Below are 16,491 nucleotides of genomic sequence, written 5' to 3' on the forward strand. Positions count from 1 at the left end.
GGTGGCCAGGACCGGGTGGCCAGGACCGGGTGGCCAGGACCGGGTGGCCAGGACCGGGTGGCCAGGACCGGGTGGCCAGGACCGGGTGGCCAGGACCGGGTGGCCAGGACCCTCCGGGAGCTGGACGGCTTGGCCGGCGTCCGGGCCGGCACCGACACCGTTACCGCCGACCGCGCTCCCACGTTCTACACCGGACGGATCGCCGAGCTGAGCAGCGTCGACCACGGCCTGGACAGCTCGGCGGACCCGGCGCTGCGCCGTGGTGTCGCCACCCTCGAGGCGCTCGGCGACGCCAAGGAGAGTACCGCCCAGGACTTTCGCACCGGCGAGTTCCTGCAGTTCGTCACGATGCGCGCGGCCAAGGACGCGGCCACCCTAGGTCGGTGGCGTGCGACTACCAGCCGTACGACCTGGACAAGATCGCCCGTGAGGCGTTCGTCGACTCGGCGGCCGACCTGATCACGACCTTCGCCTGGACCGACGACCAGAACGAGGTGGCCCGGGACATCACCATCAAGAAGCTCTCCCGCGACGACGCCGCGAAGCGCTGGCTCGGCAGCCATCGGGCGGACTGGCAGAAATGGCTGCCGGAGCGCTGAACGGTCACGGATCCTCGGTGGTCGCGGCGTCCACCAGGGTGGGGGCGGCGCCGAGGTAGCCCTCGGGGGTGCAGAGGTCGGCGGCCCCGGTGATGCCGGCCTCGGTCAGGATGTCGGCGAGGTCGCGGCCGTCGTGGTCGGAGCGGGTTGACGCGTCGGTGAGCAGTGCGCGGGCGGTGCTTTTGCCGAGCCGGGGTGTCAGGACCGCGGCGATCCGTTCGGAGACCACCTGTCCGTGGGTGAGGTCCAGATTGGCCCGCATCCGCTCCGGGCGTGCCTCGAGCCCTTGAGCGAGTTCCCTGGCGGTGTGGGTGGCGCCGCCGGTCAGGCGGAGGCATTCGCGCAGGATCAGCCATTCGGCGTGCCAGCCGCCCGCGGAGCGTTCGTCCTCGGCCAGCAGGCTCTGCGTGAGCACGACGGCCATCGCGGGTACTTGTAGTGCGGCGCTGCGGATCATGGTGGACAGCACCGGGTTGCGTTTGTGTGGCATCGCCGATGAGCCGCCCCGGCCGGTGGCGGGGGGTTCGGTGAGCTCGGCGATCTCGGTGCGGCTCAGGGTGAGCACGTCGGTGGCGATCTTGCCGAGGGCGCCGGTGGTGAACGCGAGGACCGCGCCGAGGTCGGCGATCGGTGTCCGTAGTGCGTGCCAGGGCAGGGTGGTGGTGCTCAGGCCGCATTCCTGTGCGAAGGCGTGGGCGACCTGGTGGACGTAGGTGGTGGTGTCGAGGTCGGGGGTGTCGAGGCGGGCGAATTCGAGGTATCCGGCGAGGGTGCCGGCGGAACCGCCGAACGAGACCGGCAGACCATCGTGCAGGAGCCGGTCGATCCGGTCGGTGGCGGCGGTCACCAGCTCACCCCAGCCTGCTGCTTTGAGGCCGAAGGTGGTGGGGACGGCTTGCATCGCCAGGGTGCGGCCGGGCATCGGGGTGTTGCGGTGCCGGACGGCGAGGTCGCGCAACGCGGTGGTGGTGTTGTCCAGGTCGGTGTGGATCAGGGTGAGGGCGCGCCGGGTGATGATCATCGTGGCGGTGTCGAGGATGTCCTGGCTGGTCGAGCCGCGGTGTACATATTCTGCGGCGCTGGGGTCGTCGTGCTGGACCAGGCGGGTGAGGGCTTGGACGAGGCCGACGACCGGGTTGGCGGTCAGTCGTGCTGCCAGGGCCAGTTCCCGCAGGTCGTAAAGCTCGGCCCGGGCGGACCGGGCGATGGCCTCGGCCGCCGCAACGGGGACTGTTCCGCAGCGGCTCTGTGCCCGGACCAGTGCGACCTCGGCGTCGAGCATCGCCTGGAGCCAGGCCTCGTCGGTGACCAGGTCCTCGATCGGGGTCCCGGCACGGACCGGTGACAACAGACCGGTGTCCTCGTTCATGACAGCACCTCTATCCGCCGGTCCGGGACGTCGCCGGCGAGCACCGGCAGGGCGAGCGCCGCGCGGGCGATCGCGTCGGAGTCCGCGAGCGTGACCGAGTCGACGCACGGCCGGATGCCGGCGGCGGTCACCCAGTGCACCGATTCGGTGGGCACACCGTACGCGAACCGGCGCGGATGGACGGTGCCCGACGCGTCCACGAGGCGCGCCGGCCGGGGTGTCACGGCCAGCCCGGTCGTCTCGACCTCACCGCCCCCGGCCACGGCGATGCGGTGCGCCGCCGCCTGCCCGGTGCGCAGCAGGTACCGCAGCAGCGGATCCGCGGTGTTGAGCAGGTCCGGTGCGGGCAGCCGGGCCTCGATCAGTGTCGTGGCCCGGACCGGATCGCCGTCGACCAGCTCGGAGGAGAGCACGAAGGCCGGGTCGCCGCGGTCGATGCCGACCCGGGTGGCCGGGCCGGGCAGCACCACCACGCCCGCCTCGATCAGCGCGGTCAGTTCCTCGATCCGCGACGCGGGTGGCCCGATCGACAGGAACGCGTTCAGCGGGGTGTACCACTGGTCGAGGTGGCGGAGGTGCGACTCGCCGTCCAGCCCGGCGTGGTCCACCGCCAGCCGGACCTCGTTGCGGATGTCGCGCAGCACGTCGAGTGCGGCCTTGAGCGGGTTGCTCCGGTTGCCCTGCAGCGCGTGGGCGATGTCCGCGCGCAGATAGCCGGTCAGCCACCGCTGCCACGCCGGCAGGGAGGCGAACCGCTGCCCGGACCACGGCCGGGCCAGGCGTTCCCAGTCGAGGCGGTCGGCCGGGACGACACCGTGCTCGTCGAGCAGAGCGGCGCGGCCGGCGTCGGTGGCGGCCTCCAGGTAGGCCCGGGCCATCGCGTCCGGTTCCGGGTCGCCCCGGCGCCGCAGCAGTGTCTCGTAGTAGACGGCCTCGGCCTCCAGCCGGATCAGCGGCCACAACTGGGTCGCGAAGTCGACCGGGCCCCGCGCACGCAGATCGGCGACGGCCTGGGGAGTCAGCAGGACGGGCAGGTGCCGTTCGGCCGTACCCTTCTCGTTCTCACCCCGCGCGTGGTACGGCACCCCGCGCCGCGACGTCGCGTACAGCCGGGGTTCCCGGCCCGAGGGCAGATAGACCAGGCGGTCGCCGGTGCGCCGGAACACGCCGCCGCGGCCCGCGGTGAGCAGCGTCAGATGGTCGAAGAAACACAGGCCCAGGCCGCGCAGCAGGACCGGTTCCCCGGGGGCGATGGCGTCGAGGTCCACATCGGCGGGATTCGCCGGTGGCAGGTATCGCAAGCCGTACTGCCCGGCCATTGCGAGGGTGCGCTGGATGCCCGCGCTCGGCCGGGTGGGTACGTGTCCCTGCGCCAGCACGACGGCGTCGAGCCCGGTCAGCCAGGAGCCGTCCGCGACCGCGACGGCCTGCGCGCCCGCGGTCCCGTCGCCGACGTCGACCAGGGCCGTGGCGAGCGTCCGGTGTTCGCGGACGGTGACGTGGTCCGGGGCCCGGCGGACGATCCGGTGGAAGCACGACCGCAGGTACGCGCCGTACAGGGCCCGCGTCGGGTACGAGTCCGGCCCGAGCTCCGTGGCCTCCTCGATCATCCAGGCGGCGGTGGCCGGCTCGGGCGCGGTGAGCAGGCCCTGCGCCCACACGAACAGCGACGGTCCCGGCTCGATCGGGCCGTCGATGCGGCTCAGCGCGTCGGTGAAGACGGTGATCTGGCACGCGACCGTGTTCATCAGAAGGTGCCGGGACTGTTCGACCCGCCACACCGCCCCGGCCCCCGGCTCGTACGGATCGACGAGGTGGATCTCCGTCCGGTCCGCGGGCCGGCCGGTCCGCGCGTTGGCGATGAGCCTTTCCAGCACCGACAGTCCACGTGGACCCATTCCGATGACACACAAACGTCGCACGTTTCCATTCCCCCGATCCCTGCCGGAAAGAATCGGCCACCGGCCTTGTCGGGGACTTTCCGGCGACTTGGCGCCGGCTTGGTATCCGGGCTGGCCGCAGCGGTGCGGCAGCAGGTGCCGCCAAGCGGGCGCCAAGTCCGGGTAGCAACCGTATGGCAATCGTTGACACCTCTTCCTTTCCGTCGGCACGCTCATTCCCCTATCCACCAACGGGGGAGCGATGACGGAATCGAAGAAAGTGATCCTGGCGGAGCCACGGGGGTTCTGCGCCGGTGTCCGCCGCGCGATCCTGATCGTGGAGGAGGCGCTGGCGAAGTACGGTCCTCCGGTCTACGTCCGCAAGGAGATCGTCCACAACCATTTCGTCGTGCGTTCCCTGCGCCAGCGCGGTGCGGTGTTCGTGAGCTCGGAGGACGAGGTCCCCGAGGGCGCGGTGTGCATCTTCTCCGCGCACGGCGTCTCCCCCGCGGTCCGCGGCAACGCGGCCGACCGCAAGCTGGACGTCATCGACGCGACCTGCCCGCTGGTCTCCAAGGTCCACCAGGAGGCCCGCCGGCACGCCCGGGACGGCAAGACGATCCTGCTCATCGGCCACGCCGACCACGAGGAGGTCGAGGGCACGTTCGGGCACGCCCCGGACCGCACGATCATCGTGGACTCGGTGGAGGCGGTGGACCGCGTCGAGCTGGCGCCCGGCACCGAGATCGGCTACCTGACCCAGACCACGCTGTCGCTGGACGAGACGTCCGGCATCGTCGACGCGCTGAACGCCCGGTTCCCCGGGATGTCCGCGCCGGCCGGCGGTGACATCTGTTACGCCAGCCAGAACCGGCAGAACGCGGTCAAGGCGATCGCCGCCCGCAGTGATCTTGTCCTGGTGGTCGGCTCGCTCAATTCCAGCAATTCGATCCGGATGGTCGAGGTGGCCCGGAATCTGGGCACCGCGGCCCATCTCGTTCCCGATGTGACCCACCTGCGCGCGGAATGGCTGGAGAACGCCTCGGCCATCGGCGTCAGTGCCGGTGCGAGCGCCCCGGAGATTCTGGTGGACGAGGTGCTCGACCGGCTCGCGGAACACGGATTCCGCGATATCGAGATCGAACGGACCGCGACCGAGAACGTCGTGTTCGGACTGCCGTCGGGCCTGGCCGGCCCGGGCCTCGCGAAAGGAAGGCTCTCATGACCGTCATCGCCGATCGCCCGGCCTCCGCGCCCGATCTGCTGCGGGTGCGCCAGGATCTGCTCGACCGCGTCGAGCGCCGGCTGGACCGGTTCACCGAGGCGGAACGGCTGCGCTGGCTCGCGATCAACCCGCGGGCCGCCCAGCCGGTCGAGGCCGTCATCGACATGGTGGGCCGGGGCGGGAAGCGGCTGCGGCCGATCTTCTGCCTCAGCGCGTTCCTCGCCGCCGGCGGGGACCCGGGGGCCGAGGTCGCCGTCGACGCCTCCGCGGCCCTGGAACTGCTCCAGGCGTTCGCGCTGATCCACGACGACGTCATCGACAACTCGGCGCTGCGCCGGGGCGCGCCGACGATCCACGTCCGCCAGGCCGGTGAGCACAGCTCCCAGGGCTGGCAGGGCGAGGCCCGCCGGTTCGGCGAGGGGGTCGCGGTGCTCGCCGGGGACCTCGCGTTCGTGTACGCCGACGAGCTCACGTTCGACTTCCCGCCGCCGGCCCGCCGGCTGTGGGGCGAGCTGCGCACCGAGTTGATCGTCGGGCAGCACCTGGACGTCGCGGTCGCCGCCGAGGCCGTCGTCGACCCCCGGCTGTCCCGCTGGATCGCGGTCTGCAAGTCCGGCCGCTACTCGATCCAGCGCCCGCTGCTGCTCGGCGCCACCCTGGCCGGCCGGCCCGGCCTGGCCGACGCGTTCGCGGGTTACGGCCTGGCCCTGGGTGAGGCGTTCCAGCTGCGGGACGACCTGATGGACGCGTTCGGCAGCACCGAGGCGGCCGGCAAACCGGCCGGGCTGGACTTCGCCGAGCACAAGATGACGCTGCTGCTCGCCCTGGCGGTCGAGCGCGACCCCCGGATCCGCGGGCTGCTCGCCCGCGACGGCGACGCCCCGTGGGACGCCGACCTGATCCGGCGGGTGCTGGAGGAGACCGGGGTCCGCGACGCGGTCGAGCGCACCATCGGCGAGCTCGTCGAGCGGGCCGTCGCGTCACTCGCCCCGGCCGGTCTCGACCCGGTGTGGAGCGACGAATTCTCCCGGCTGGCCACCCTCGTCGCCTACCGCGACCGGTGACCGCCCGATGCATCCCGAGAGGAACCGATCGACCATGGCACCTGACAGCGACCTGCTGGGGTCCGTCCGGCAGCCCGGTGACCTGCGCGGGCTCTCCCCCGAGCAGCTGACCGCGCTGGCCGGGGAAATCCGTACGACGCTGGTGGACAAGGTCTCCCGCACCGGCGGCCACCTCGGGCCCAACCTCGGGGTCGTGGAGCTGACCATCGCCCTGCACCGGGTGTTCGAGTCCCCGCGCGACCGGATCGTCTGGGACACCGGGCACCAGAGCTACGTGCACAAGATGCTCACCGGCCGGGCCGGCGAGTTCGACCAGCTGCGCAAGGCCGGTGGCATGTCCGGCTACCCGTCGCGGGCCGAGTCGGTCCACGACCTGGTGGAGAACTCGCACGCGTCGACCGCGCTCTCGTACGCCGACGGCCTGGCGAAGGCGGCCCAGCTGACCGGCGAGACGGACCGCGCGGTGGTCGCGGTGGTCGGGGACGGCGCGCTCACCGGCGGCATGTGCTGGGAGGCCATCAACAACATCGCCGCGGCCAAGGACCGGCCGGTGGTCATCGTGGTCAACGACAACGGCCGGTCGTACGCCCCGACCATCGGCGGGCTCGCCGACCAGCTCACCAAGCTGCGCACGTCGCGGCGGTACGAGCGGGTGCTCGAGTGGGGCAAGGACCGGGTCCGCCCGGTCATCGGCGAACCGGTGTACGCCGCGTTCCACGCCGCCAAGCACGGTCTCAAGGACATCCTCGTCCAGCAGAACATGTTCGACGGCATGGGCCTGAAGTACATCGGCCCGGTGGACGGGCACGACATCGGGGCCCTGGAGTACGCGCTCGACCGGGCCCGGCACTTCGGCGGCCCGGTCCTGGTCCACTGCATCACGACCAAGGGCGCCGGGTACGTGCCCGCGGAGAGCCACGACCTCGACCGGTTCCACGCCGTCGGGGTGATCGACCCGCGCACCGGCCGGGCCGTCGGCGCACCGGCCGCCCGTACCTGGACCTCGGTCTTCGGCGCCGAGATGGTCGCCGCGGGCGAGCGGCGCGCGGACCTGGTGGCGATCACCGCGGCGATGCTGGAGCCGACCGGCCTGCGGGACTTCGCGGCGCGTTTCCCCCAGCGCACGTTCGACGTCGGCATCGCCGAGCAGCACGCCGTCACGTCGGCCGCCGGGCTCGCCATGGGTGGCCTGCACCCGGTGGTGGCGATGTACGCCACGTTCCTGAACCGGGCGTTCGACCAGGCCCTGATGGACGTCGCGCTGCACCGGCTGCCGGTGACGTTCGTGCTGGACCGGGCCGGGGTCACCGGTGACGACGGGGCCAGCCACAACGGTATGTGGGACCTGTCGCTGCTGCAGATGGTGCCGGGCATGCGCGTCGCCGTGCCGCGCGACGGCAAGCGGCTGCGCGACCTGTTCGGCGAGGCCCTGGCGGTCGGCGACGGGCCGACCGCGGTCCGGTTCCCCAAGGGCCCGGTGCCGGGTGACCTGCCGGCCGTCGGCACCGTCGGCGACCTCGACGTGCTGCACCGCGGCGAGCGGGAGGACGTCCTCGTGGTGTCCGTCGGGGTGATGGCCCGGACCTGCCTCGACCTCGCGTCGTTGCTGGCCGCCGAGGGCATCGGCAGCACGGTCGTGGACCCGCGCTGGATCAAGCCGGTCAGCCCCGCGCTGGCCCCGCTGGCGGCCCGCCACCGGCTGGTGGTCACGGTCGAGGACAACGGGCTGACCGGCGGCGCGGGTTCGGCGATCGCCCGGGCGCTGCGGGCCGCGGGGGTCGACACCCCGGTCCGGGACTTCGGTATCGCGCAGGAGTTCCTGGACCACGGCAAGCGCGCCGACATCCTGCGGACCCTCGGACTGACCTCCGGGGATCTCGCGGCCCGGGTCACCGCGGCACTGAACGGCCAGAAGCTCCCTCAGCCCACCGCACAAGGATAAGGACCCGCGATGTCAGTACTGCTGAACGCACCCGAGATGCCGCCCCGGCCGGTCGCGACCCGCCGGGTCTCCCGGCAGATCATGGTGGGCAACGTCGCGGTGGGCGGGGACGCCCCGGTCTCGATCCAGTCGATGACCACGACGCTCACCTCGGACGTCAACGCCACCCTGCAGCAGATCGCGGAGCTGACCGCGGCCGGCTGCCAGATCGTCCGGGTCGCGGTGCCGTCGCAGGACGACGCCGACGCGCTGAAGGAGATCGCCCGCAAGTCGAGCATCCCGGTGATCGCCGACATCCATTTCCAGCCGAGGTACGTGTTCGCCGCGATCGACGCCGGCTGTGCCGCGGTGCGGGTCAACCCGGGCAACATCAAGCAGTTCGACGACAAGGTGAAGGAGATCGCGCACGCCGCCGCCGGCGCCGGGGTCCCGATCCGGATCGGGGTGAACGCCGGTTCCCTGGACAAGCGGCTGCTGGCCAAGTACGGCAAGGCCACCCCGGAGGCCATGGTCGAGTCGGCACTGTGGGAGTGCTCGCTGTTCGAGGAGCACGGGTTCCGTGACCTCAAGATCTCGGTCAAGCACAGCGACCCGGTCGTGATGATCAACGCGTACCGGCTGCTGGCCCGGCAGTGCGACTACCCGCTGCACCTGGGGGTGACCGAGGCGGGGCCGGCGTTCCAGGGCACGATCAAGTCGGCGGTGGCGTTCGGCGCCCTGCTCAGCGAGGGCATCGGCGACACGCTGCGGGTGTCGCTGTCCACCCCGCCGGTGGAGGAGGTCAAGGTCGGGTTGCAGATCCTGGAGTCGCTCAACCTCAAGAAGCGCGGCCTGGAGATCGTCTCCTGCCCCGGGTGCGGCCGGGCCCAGGTGGACGTCTGGAAACTGGCCGACGAGGTGACCGCCGGGCTCGACGGGCTCGACGCGCCGCTGCGGGTGGCCGTGATGGGCTGCGTGGTCAACGGCCCGGGCGAGGCCCGCGAGGCCGACCTGGGGGTCGCGTCCGGCAACGGCAAGGGACAGATCTTCATCAAGGGCGTCCCGGTCCGTACGGTCCCCGAGTCGCAGATCGTCGAGACGCTGATCGAGGAGGCCCTGAAGCTGGTCGAGGCCATGCCCCCGGAGGAGCGCGAGACCCGGCCCGGCGCGCCGACGGTCGTGGTCGCCTGAGGTCAGGTCCCGCGGTGCCCGACCTGTTCCCGTAGCCGGGCCCGCTGCACCGCACCGGTCCCGTCGCGGGGCAGCGCACCTGCCAGTTCGAGCCGGGCCGGCAGGTGCGCCGGGGCCACGCCGAGCGCCAGCAGATGCTCGCGCAGCTCCGGCAGGCCCGGCGGGTCGCCCACCGGCACCACCACCGCGCAGGCGAGCTCGCCGTACTCCCGGTCCGGGGCACCGACCACGGCCGCGTCGGCGACCCGCGGGTGGGCGCGCAGGCCGTCCTCGACCTCGGCGACCGGGACCAGGAACAGGCCGCCGACGTCGGTGGCGGGCCGCCGCACCGGCTCGGCCCGGCCGGCGTCGTCCACCCGGACCAGGTCGCCGGTGTCGACCCAGCCGTCCTGATGCTCCCAGGTGGGCCGGACCCGGCCGGTGTCGCGCCGCCAGGTGGCCAGCGGGGACGCCGGGCCCCGGGCCAGGATCCGGAACAGCCGGTCCGTGCCCTCGATCCCGGCCAGGGTCGTCTCCGTCCCGGCCGCCGGCGGGCCCGCGGACAGCCGCACCCCCAGCACGTCGTGCACCCGCCGGGCCAGGATCCCACCGGGATCGGCCGACCGGGCGAACCGCAGCGCGGTCAGGTGACGGGGCTGTCCTTCCTGGACGGACGCCAGTTCGGCCCACTGTGCCGGGGACGCGTACGCCCGCCCGGCCCCGGCGCACGCCATCAGGTCCAGGGCCGTCCCCGGGTCCCACCCGTCCTGCAGGACCGCGGTGCCCCCGCTGAGCACCGGGCCGACCACGGCGTGCAGCACCGACGGCAGCGACGCGACCGGCAACGCCGACCAGGTGACCTCCGCCGGCGCCGCGCCGCGCCGGTCGGCCCCGGCGCGCAGCGTGTTGGGGGTGTGCATGACCATGCTGTGCGCGTCGCCGAGGCCGACCGTGGTGACGATCAGGCAGACCCGGTCGGCCGGCTCGCCCGGCACCCGCAGCCAGGACCGGCGGTCGTGGCGCTCGTGCGGGGTGCGCAGGAAGTACTCGGTGAAGTCGAGTGCCCCGGTGGCGGCCGCGTCGCCGACGACCACCCGCCGGCGTAGCCACGGCAGGCTCCCGGCCAGGTCGGCCAGGACCTCCGCCTGCGGCACCCCGCCCCACACGTCCGGCACCACGCACACCCGGGGCTGCGCGGCGTCCAGCACCGCTCGCAGGTCCCGCGCGCCGTACCCGGGCAGGATCGGCACCGCCACCGCGCCGATCCGCAGGCAGGCGAAGAACAGCGCGGAGCTCTCCCACCGGTTCGGCAGCTGGTAGGCGACCGGGTCACCGGCCCCGATGCCCAGGGCCGCGAGGGCGTGCGCGAACCGTTCGACGTACGTGACCAGCTGCGCGTACGACAGCCGCACCACCGGGCCGGCCCCGCGCCGGGCCATGATCGCGACCCGGTCCGGGTGTGCGGCGCCGCCCCGGTAGAGCTCGTGCAGCACGCTGTGGTCGCGCCACCAGCCCCGCGCACGGAACGTCCCGGCCGGCCCGGGCGGCGGGCGCAGACCGGCCAGCAGCTCCTTCACCGGCCCCGGCCGACCGCCCAGGCCACCTGGACCCGGGAGGTGCAGCCGAGTCGGCGCATCACCTGCCGGACGTGGTTGACCACCGTCCACTCCGCGATGCCCAGCCGGCCGGCGATCTGCCGGTTGGTCAGCCCTTCGGCGACGCTCTGCGCCACCTGCAGCTGGCGCGGGGTGAGCAGGGCGGCCCCGGCCCGGTCGGCGGCCGGCCGGGCCTCACCGACGGCGAGCGCCTCGGCGACCATCGCCGCGGGCCGCGACCGGGTGCCCTCGGCCCAGGCCTCGGCGAACGCAGCCGGGCCGAGCTGACGGCGTAACGATCGGACCGCCTCGCCGAGCTGGTCGCGGCGGGCGTCGCTCACCACGACACCGGCCCGGTCGCTCAGGGCACCGGCCGCGGCCAGCAGCCGGGCCGCCCGCTGCGGCTGGCCCGCCCCGTCGTGGATCAGCAGCGCGAACGTCGCCAGGGCCGCCGGGAGTTCGCTGCGGTCGTCGATCGAGTCGAGGAGCAGCAGACTTTCCCGTACGGCGGACCGCGCCGCCGCCCCGTCGGACCCGCGCGCCGACAGCCGGGCGCCGAGCAGCAGCGTGCTCGCCAGGTCGCGGATCTCGCCGTTCTGCCGGTATACCCGCAGGGCCCGGTCGAGCAGGATCCCCGCCTCGCTCAGCGCCCCGGCGTCGAGGAACGCCTCCGCCAGCCCGGCCGCGGCCTCGGCCGACCCCGCGGTGTCACCCAGCCATTCCAGCGTGGACCGGGCCGCGGCGAGCAGGGACCGGCCGGCCGCACGGTCCCCGCACCGCACGAGCGCCCGGCCCAGCCGCGCCGACGCGCGCGCACCGTGCTGCGAGTCGCGGAGCTGTTTGTGGACGGCCACCGCCCGCCGGTACCGATGGGCGGCGCCCGCGTGGTCACCGCGGGCCGACGACAGGCTGCCCGCCGCGGTGTACAACCGGGCGCGCAGGCGCAGCACGCGTTCGCTGTCGTCGGGCTCCAGCGCGGCCGCGGCGCGGTCGAAGCGGTCCAGCCCGGCCCGGAGCTCACCGCGGATCAGCCACGGCCGCGAGCAGGCGACGAGCAGCGCGGCATGCGCCTCGAGGTCGCCGGTGGCGCTCAGGTGCTCCAGCGCGACCAGCACGTTGTCGTGTTCGAGCCCGGCGATCCGCAGCCAGTCCCGCTGTTCCGGACCGGTGAAGCGGCCCTCGATCGTGCGCATCAGCGTGAGGAAGTGCCGCGCGTGGCCGGCCCGGGCCGCCGCGGCGTCGCCGTCCCGCTCGAGCAGGGTGCCGGCGTACGCCCGGATCGTGCGCGCCATGGTGAGCCGGCTCTCCGCGCGCGGTTGTTCGACCACGGTGAGCAGGCTCCGGTCGAGCAGCGCCTCGACGGCGGGGGTGGTGCCGGCCGGGGGCAGCGGGGAGATCTTCTCGATCGTCGCGAGCGTCGCGCCCCGCTCGAGGACGGACAACCGGGCCAGCAGGGAGAGCTGGCCCGCGGTGAGGCCCCGGCAGCTCCACTCGGCGGCCGCGTGGAGCGAGCGCTGCCGGGGCGGGGCGTCGACCGGACCGGCGAGGTGGCTGTCGCCGCCGCGGACCAGCCAGGACCGCAGCTCGGCAACCGGGAACGACCGCAGCCGGGCCGCCGCCATCTCCAGGGCCAGCGGTACGCCCTCCAACAGGTCGCAGATGTCGACGACGGCGGTCACGTTCTCGGCGGTGAGCGTGAAGCCGGGATTCACCTCGTGGGCCCGCCGGGTGAACAGCAGCACGGCCGGGTTGTCCTGGACGTCGGCGACGTCCGGGGCGACCAGCGGCCCGGGCGGCGTCAGCGGCGCGACCGGCACCACCCGCTCGCCGTACACCCCCAGCGCCCGCTGGCCGGTGGTCAGCACGGTCAGTCCCGGGTCGGCGGCGAGCAGGCCGGCGACCAGCGGTGCGAGTTCGGGCGCCCGGTGCTCGACGCCGTCCAGCACCAGCAGCGCCCGGTCGGCCCCTGTCCCGGGCGGCCCGGTCAGGTCCGCGACCGCGCGGTCGACGAGGTCGCCCACCGGTTCGTCCGGCCGACCCCCGGTCACGTCGGCGATCCGTACCCCCCGGGTGAACGTGGCGCGGGTCACCCGGGCCGCCTCCGCGGCCAGCCGGCTCTTGCCCACCCCACCGGCGCCGACCAGCGAGAGCAGCCGCACCGCCGGATCCAGCAGCCGTCCCTCGACGGCCAGCAGCTCGAACTCGCGGCCGATCAGCCCGGACCGGGCCGCACCGGGCACTCTCAGATCGGTCGCCATGTCCCCCCTCGGTGACTGTCCGGACCCGACGGTCCGATCGCACGGTAGGCGGCCCCGCTTGTGCGGGCCTGTAGCCCGACCCGGAGGCCACCGAATCCCTTGATCGACGCCGACCGTCCGATGCGGAGCTCCCGGCGAGCCCCCTGCGGCATAGATCCACGTGCAACACTGGCGACGAAGTCCGACCACTCTGCGGGGAGAGGTGATCGGTGTGCGATCCCATGACGATGACGATGTGATGTTCGCGGAGCTGGACCACGTGAGTGTGCTGGCCTACCGGGAGGCGGTGCGGCGGGGGAGGTTCGTCCCGGACGTGCTCGCCGGGCACCTGGGGCTGGATCCGGACGAGATGGCGCGGGCCGAGCGCGTGCTGCGGTCCCTGCGCCTCATCCATCCCATGCCCGGCAGCCCGGCGGAGCTGGTGCCGGTCGGACCCGACACCGCGGCCTCCGGGCTCGTCGCGCCGGCCGAGAACCAGATCCGTGAGCTGCAGTCCTCCGTCACCGAGATCCGGGCCCGGGTGATGGCGCTGGCCCCGGCGTACTTCGAGGACCGCCGGGACCGCAACCACCGCGAGGCCTTCGACGTCATCTCGGACATGTCGGTGGTGCAGTCGGTGCTCGACGAGCATGCCCGCCGGTGCAAGTCCGAGATCATGACGGTGCAGCCCGGCGGCCGGCCGGCCCAGCTGATGTCCGCGGTCCGCAGCCAGCTGCCGCAGGCCCTGGGCCGGGGCGTCCGCAGCCGGGCCATCTATCAGCATCCCGCGCGCACCGACCTGGTCACCCAGGCCTACGTGTCGGACATGACGCGGCAGGGGGCGTACGTCCGCACGACCGAGGAGGTCATCGACCGGATGACCGTCTTCGACCGCGAGACCGCGTTCCTCCCCGAGCGGATGGCGACGTCGCGGCCGGCCGGGGCGGTCGTGATCCGGGAACCGGCCGTCGTCGGCTACCTGTGCGACGTCTTCGAGCACCTGTGGAACGCGGCCATCCCGTTCCAGCCCGACGCGGACCGGGGCCGGCCGGTGAACGAGGACGTGAAGCGCGCCGTCATCCGGCTGCTGGCCCAGGGCCACAAGGACGAGACGGTGGCCCGGCGCCTCGGCATGTCGGTGCGCACCTGCCGGCGGCACATCTCCGAGATCATGGACGAGCTCGGCACCACGAGCCGCTTCCAGGCCGGGGTGGAGATCGCCCGTTCCGGGCTGCTGGACGACGCGGACGACGCCGGGAGCCCGGGAACCATGCTCGGCAAGACCGGCCGGTGGCCTTCCGGGGTGCCGGCCGGGCTGTGACGCTCACTCCCGGCCCGGCCCCGGGCCGGCGTCGTACACCGCGGCGCCCAGCAGGTAGTCGCCGTCCACGACGAACGAGCGGAATGTCCACTCGTCACCGGCGGCCGGTGTCCCGTCCGGGCGGCGGGCCCGGGCCGGCCGCCCGTCCGGGCCGAAACCGATGTCGGCGAGCCTGGAGTGCGCGCCCAGGCCCATCGCCTTGCTGTACGCGACCTTGAGCGCGCACAGCCGTACCAGGTGGCGGTTGCGGTCCCCCTCGGCGACCTCCGCCAGCGTGACCAGCTCGTACGGACTGCAGATGTGCCGGCTCCGCCCGCTGCGGTAGAGGTCCCGGTCCAGCCGCTCGGCCTCGATCCCGATCAGGCCGCGCGTGGTCATCCCGATGAGCACCAGGTCGTCGACGTAGCTGAGGCTGATGTCGACCCGTGGATGACCCCTCAGGTACGGCCGGCCGGTGGGTCCGTAGCCCAGTTCCAGCGGCCCGGTGGGGTCGTCGGCCAGGTTCGCCGACGCGTGCCGCAGCAGTGCCCGGGTGGCCGCGACCCGGGCGGACACCTCCCGTTTGGACAGCTCCAGGAAGCAACTCCAGTCCCGCCCGAGCAGCTGTCGCAGCGAACCGTCGCCGGACCGCTCGGGCAGCCAGTCGGCCAGCCTGGCGTACAGCAGGACGTCCCGGTCGCCGGCCAGCTCGCCGCGGGCCCACTCCCAGGTCGGGACGCTGTCCGGGGCCACCGTCGGCGGGCAGTGCCGGGGTGTCACCGCACCTCGGTTCGGATCTGCGCCCACAGTTCTCGTTGCCCGTCCGGGACCCGCCGGTGCGGGTTCCAGCCCTCCGGGTGCCCCGGAGGCGGCCCGCCGGCCGGTTCCTCCGGCAGCGGGTGCACCGGTGCCCAGAGAAGGCCGACCGCCTTCAGTCCCCGTAACAGCACCGACCATCCGCGCACGCTCGCCTCCACCATTTCCGGCCGATTACCCACGTTCCGGGGAAATCGTTTCCGAACGCACATGGACCGGGCTTAAGAAAATGCGGATCCGGCAGTCCTTCTCGTCAGGACAACCTGCAGTGCAACTTGGTGCCACCGGGATTGACTTGGCCATACATGGACCACTGGTCAGTCTTGGCACACGCAGTGATGAGTCCACGGGGGAATTCGCATGACGCACCAGCTAATGGCCGGCGAACGGCCGACACCGCTCGCCACCCGCCATCTGATCCACCGGCCCCGGCCGGCGATCCACAGCACGGAGGAACGGTTCACGCTCGCCGGGGAGATGCCGTCCGGCCATCCGCTGTTCAACGACGGCCCGGGCGAGGTGCACGACCCCCTGCTCTTCGTGGCCGTCGCCCGGCAGGTCGGCGAGTTCGTCGGCCGCCGCTACCTGCGGGTCCCGCTGGACCGCCGCTACCGGTTCACCGGCGTCGCGTTCACGATGACCGCGCCGGGCGCCTGGCGGATCGGCGCCGGGACGGCGCCCATGACGATGGACATCCGGGTCGCACCGGCCGCGCCGTGCGGTGGGATACCCGGCACGCTGTGCCTGAACGCCACGATGGAGATCGACGGGACGGCCGCCGGTACCGGCCGGGCCGACCTGGCGATGCGGGCACCGGACGCGTACGACCGGCACCGGTCGCCCGTACCCTCCTGGTCCGGCACCCGCCCGGCCCCGGCCGACCCGCACGCGGTGGGCCGGTCCGACCCCCGCAACGTCGTCGTGTCCCGGCCGGACGGCACCGGCGACACGCTGCGCACGGAGCTGTTGATCGCGGATCTGCTGGACCACGGCGCCCACCCGGTCTTCGTCGCGGAGCCCGGCGGGCCGGTGCCCGCCATCCTGCTGGTCGAGGCCGTGCGGCAGACGTCGATGCTGCTCGCGACCCGGACCCGGGGTTTCGGCGCGCCGCACACCTGCGTCACGCGCGCGTCCGTACGTTTCCCGGCCGATGCGACCCTCGATCTGCCCCTGACCTGCACGGCGGAGGTCGTCGGCGGCGGTCCCGGCCCGGACGGGAAACCGGCGGCGCACCTGCGGGCGACCGTCGCCCAGCTCGGCTCGGTCGTCGCGGAGGCGGAGGTCACGCTGACCCACGCGGTCTGAGGTCAGCACA

Annotated in this window: 14 protein-coding genes; 8 read left to right on the forward strand and 6 right to left on the reverse strand. The window is 73.4% G+C overall.

Annotated features, from left to right (window positions below):
* Window positions 1-459: nitrate- and nitrite sensing domain-containing protein (locus tag ACIA6A_RS17315; RefSeq protein ID WP_396098663.1), on the forward strand; the 459-nt coding region annotated here is incomplete at its 5' end.
* Window positions 384-599 carry a hypothetical protein gene (locus ACIA6A_RS17320; protein WP_396098664.1) on the forward strand — a complete coding sequence of 72 codons (216 nt, stop codon included), beginning with the start codon at window positions 384-386 and terminating at the stop codon, window positions 597-599. The genes ACIA6A_RS17315 and ACIA6A_RS17320, both read left to right, overlap by 76 nt.
* A 4-nt stretch (window positions 600-603) precedes the next feature.
* On the opposite strand, the gene pcaB is transcribed toward ACIA6A_RS17320, so the two are convergent.
* Both pcaB and ACIA6A_RS17330 read right to left on the reverse strand, forming a co-directional pair.
* Window positions 604-1,968 (reverse strand): 3-carboxy-cis,cis-muconate cycloisomerase, encoded by a 1,365-nt coding sequence (gene pcaB / locus ACIA6A_RS17325; protein ID WP_396098665.1) that lies wholly within the window; start codon window positions 1,966-1,968, stop codon window positions 604-606.
* On the reverse strand, window positions 1,965-3,866 hold the full coding sequence (locus tag ACIA6A_RS17330) for an FAD/NAD(P)-binding protein (protein ID WP_396098666.1): 1,902 nt from the start codon (window positions 3,864-3,866) through the stop codon (window positions 1,965-1,967). Before ACIA6A_RS17330 ends, pcaB begins: the two co-directional genes overlap by 4 nt.
* Before the next feature lie 244 nt (window positions 3,867-4,110).
* Here ACIA6A_RS17330 and ACIA6A_RS17335 point away from each other — a divergent pair, with 244 nt between their 5' ends.
* The 4 genes from ACIA6A_RS17335 to ispG are packed head-to-tail and all read left to right on the forward strand — an operon-like array spanning window position 4,111 to window position 9,249.
* On the forward strand, window positions 4,111-5,073 hold the full coding sequence (locus tag ACIA6A_RS17335; RefSeq protein ID WP_396098667.1) for a 4-hydroxy-3-methylbut-2-enyl diphosphate reductase: 963 nt from the start codon (window positions 4,111-4,113) through the stop codon (window positions 5,071-5,073).
* A complete protein-coding gene (locus tag ACIA6A_RS17340; protein ID WP_396098668.1) occupies window positions 5,070-6,137 on the forward strand; it encodes a polyprenyl synthetase family protein in 1,068 nt (355 codons plus the stop codon). Before ACIA6A_RS17335 ends, ACIA6A_RS17340 begins: the two co-directional genes overlap by 4 nt.
* A 34-nt stretch (window positions 6,138-6,171) precedes the next feature.
* Window positions 6,172-8,079 carry a 1-deoxy-D-xylulose-5-phosphate synthase gene (dxs, locus tag ACIA6A_RS17345; RefSeq protein WP_396098669.1) on the forward strand — a complete coding sequence of 636 codons (1,908 nt, stop codon included), beginning with the start codon at window positions 6,172-6,174 and terminating at the stop codon, window positions 8,077-8,079.
* Between the two features lie 9 nt (window positions 8,080-8,088).
* Window positions 8,089-9,249 carry a flavodoxin-dependent (E)-4-hydroxy-3-methylbut-2-enyl-diphosphate synthase gene (gene ispG / locus ACIA6A_RS17350; protein ID WP_396098670.1) on the forward strand — a complete coding sequence of 387 codons (1,161 nt, stop codon included), beginning with the start codon at window positions 8,089-8,091 and terminating at the stop codon, window positions 9,247-9,249.
* A gap of 2 nt (window positions 9,250-9,251) precedes the next feature.
* On the opposite strand, the gene ACIA6A_RS17355 is transcribed toward ispG, so the two are convergent.
* Both ACIA6A_RS17355 and ACIA6A_RS17360 read right to left on the reverse strand, forming a co-directional pair.
* Window positions 9,252-10,805, reverse strand: a complete 1,554-nt coding sequence (locus ACIA6A_RS17355; RefSeq protein WP_396098671.1) for an AMP-binding protein — start codon at window positions 10,803-10,805, stop codon at window positions 9,252-9,254.
* A complete protein-coding gene (locus ACIA6A_RS17360) occupies window positions 10,802-13,081 on the reverse strand; it encodes an ATP-binding protein (protein WP_396098672.1) in 2,280 nt (759 codons plus the stop codon). Before ACIA6A_RS17360 ends, ACIA6A_RS17355 begins: the two co-directional genes overlap by 4 nt.
* 211 nt (window positions 13,082-13,292) lie before the next feature.
* On the opposite strand from ACIA6A_RS17360, the gene ACIA6A_RS17365 reads away from it, so the two are divergent.
* Entirely contained in the window at window positions 13,293-14,381 is a 1,089-nt protein-coding gene (locus tag ACIA6A_RS17365) for a helix-turn-helix domain-containing protein (protein WP_396098673.1), read from the forward strand.
* A 3-nt stretch (window positions 14,382-14,384) separates the two neighbouring features.
* Here the strand turns inward: ACIA6A_RS17365 and ACIA6A_RS17370 are convergent, their stop codons facing one another.
* Window positions 14,385-15,140 carry a 4'-phosphopantetheinyl transferase family protein gene (locus ACIA6A_RS17370; protein ID WP_396098674.1) on the reverse strand — a complete coding sequence of 252 codons (756 nt, stop codon included), beginning with the start codon at window positions 15,138-15,140 and terminating at the stop codon, window positions 14,385-14,387.
* Window positions 15,137-15,388, reverse strand: a complete 252-nt coding sequence (locus ACIA6A_RS17375) for a DUF6059 family protein (RefSeq protein WP_396098675.1) — start codon at window positions 15,386-15,388, stop codon at window positions 15,137-15,139. Before ACIA6A_RS17375 ends, ACIA6A_RS17370 begins: the two co-directional genes overlap by 4 nt.
* A 148-nt stretch (window positions 15,389-15,536) precedes the next feature.
* Between ACIA6A_RS17375 and ACIA6A_RS17380 the strand changes: the two genes are divergently transcribed.
* On the forward strand, window positions 15,537-16,481 hold the full coding sequence (locus ACIA6A_RS17380; protein ID WP_396098676.1) for an AfsA-related hotdog domain-containing protein: 945 nt from the start codon (window positions 15,537-15,539) through the stop codon (window positions 16,479-16,481).
* Window positions 16,482-16,491: the final 10 nt, after the last annotated feature.

Source organism: Actinoplanes sp. NPDC051494, assembly GCF_044454705.1.
GTDB lineage: Bacteria > Actinomycetota > Actinomycetes > Mycobacteriales > Micromonosporaceae > Actinoplanes.

Coding starts and splice junctions, on each gene's coding strand:
- ACIA6A_RS17335 (WP_396098667.1), top strand. CDS start 4,111: ATGACGGAATCGAAGAAAGTGATCCTGGCGGAGCCACGGGGGTTCTGC.
- ACIA6A_RS17340 (WP_396098668.1), top strand. CDS start 5,070: ATGACCGTCATCGCCGATCGCCCGGCCTCCGCGCCCGATCTGCTGCGG.
- ACIA6A_RS17375 (WP_396098675.1), bottom strand. CDS start 15,388: ATGTGCGTTCGGAAACGATTTCCCCGGAACGTGGGTAATCGGCCGGAA.
- dxs (WP_396098669.1), top strand. CDS start 6,172: ATGGCACCTGACAGCGACCTGCTGGGGTCCGTCCGGCAGCCCGGTGAC.
- pcaB (WP_396098665.1), bottom strand. CDS start 1,968: ATGAACGAGGACACCGGTCTGTTGTCACCGGTCCGTGCCGGGACCCCG.
- ispG (WP_396098670.1), top strand. CDS start 8,089: ATGTCAGTACTGCTGAACGCACCCGAGATGCCGCCCCGGCCGGTCGCG.
- ACIA6A_RS17330 (WP_396098666.1), bottom strand. CDS start 3,866: ATGGGTCCACGTGGACTGTCGGTGCTGGAAAGGCTCATCGCCAACGCG.
- ACIA6A_RS17380 (WP_396098676.1), top strand. CDS start 15,537: ATGACGCACCAGCTAATGGCCGGCGAACGGCCGACACCGCTCGCCACC.
- ACIA6A_RS17360 (WP_396098672.1), bottom strand. CDS start 13,081: ATGGCGACCGATCTGAGAGTGCCCGGTGCGGCCCGGTCCGGGCTGATC.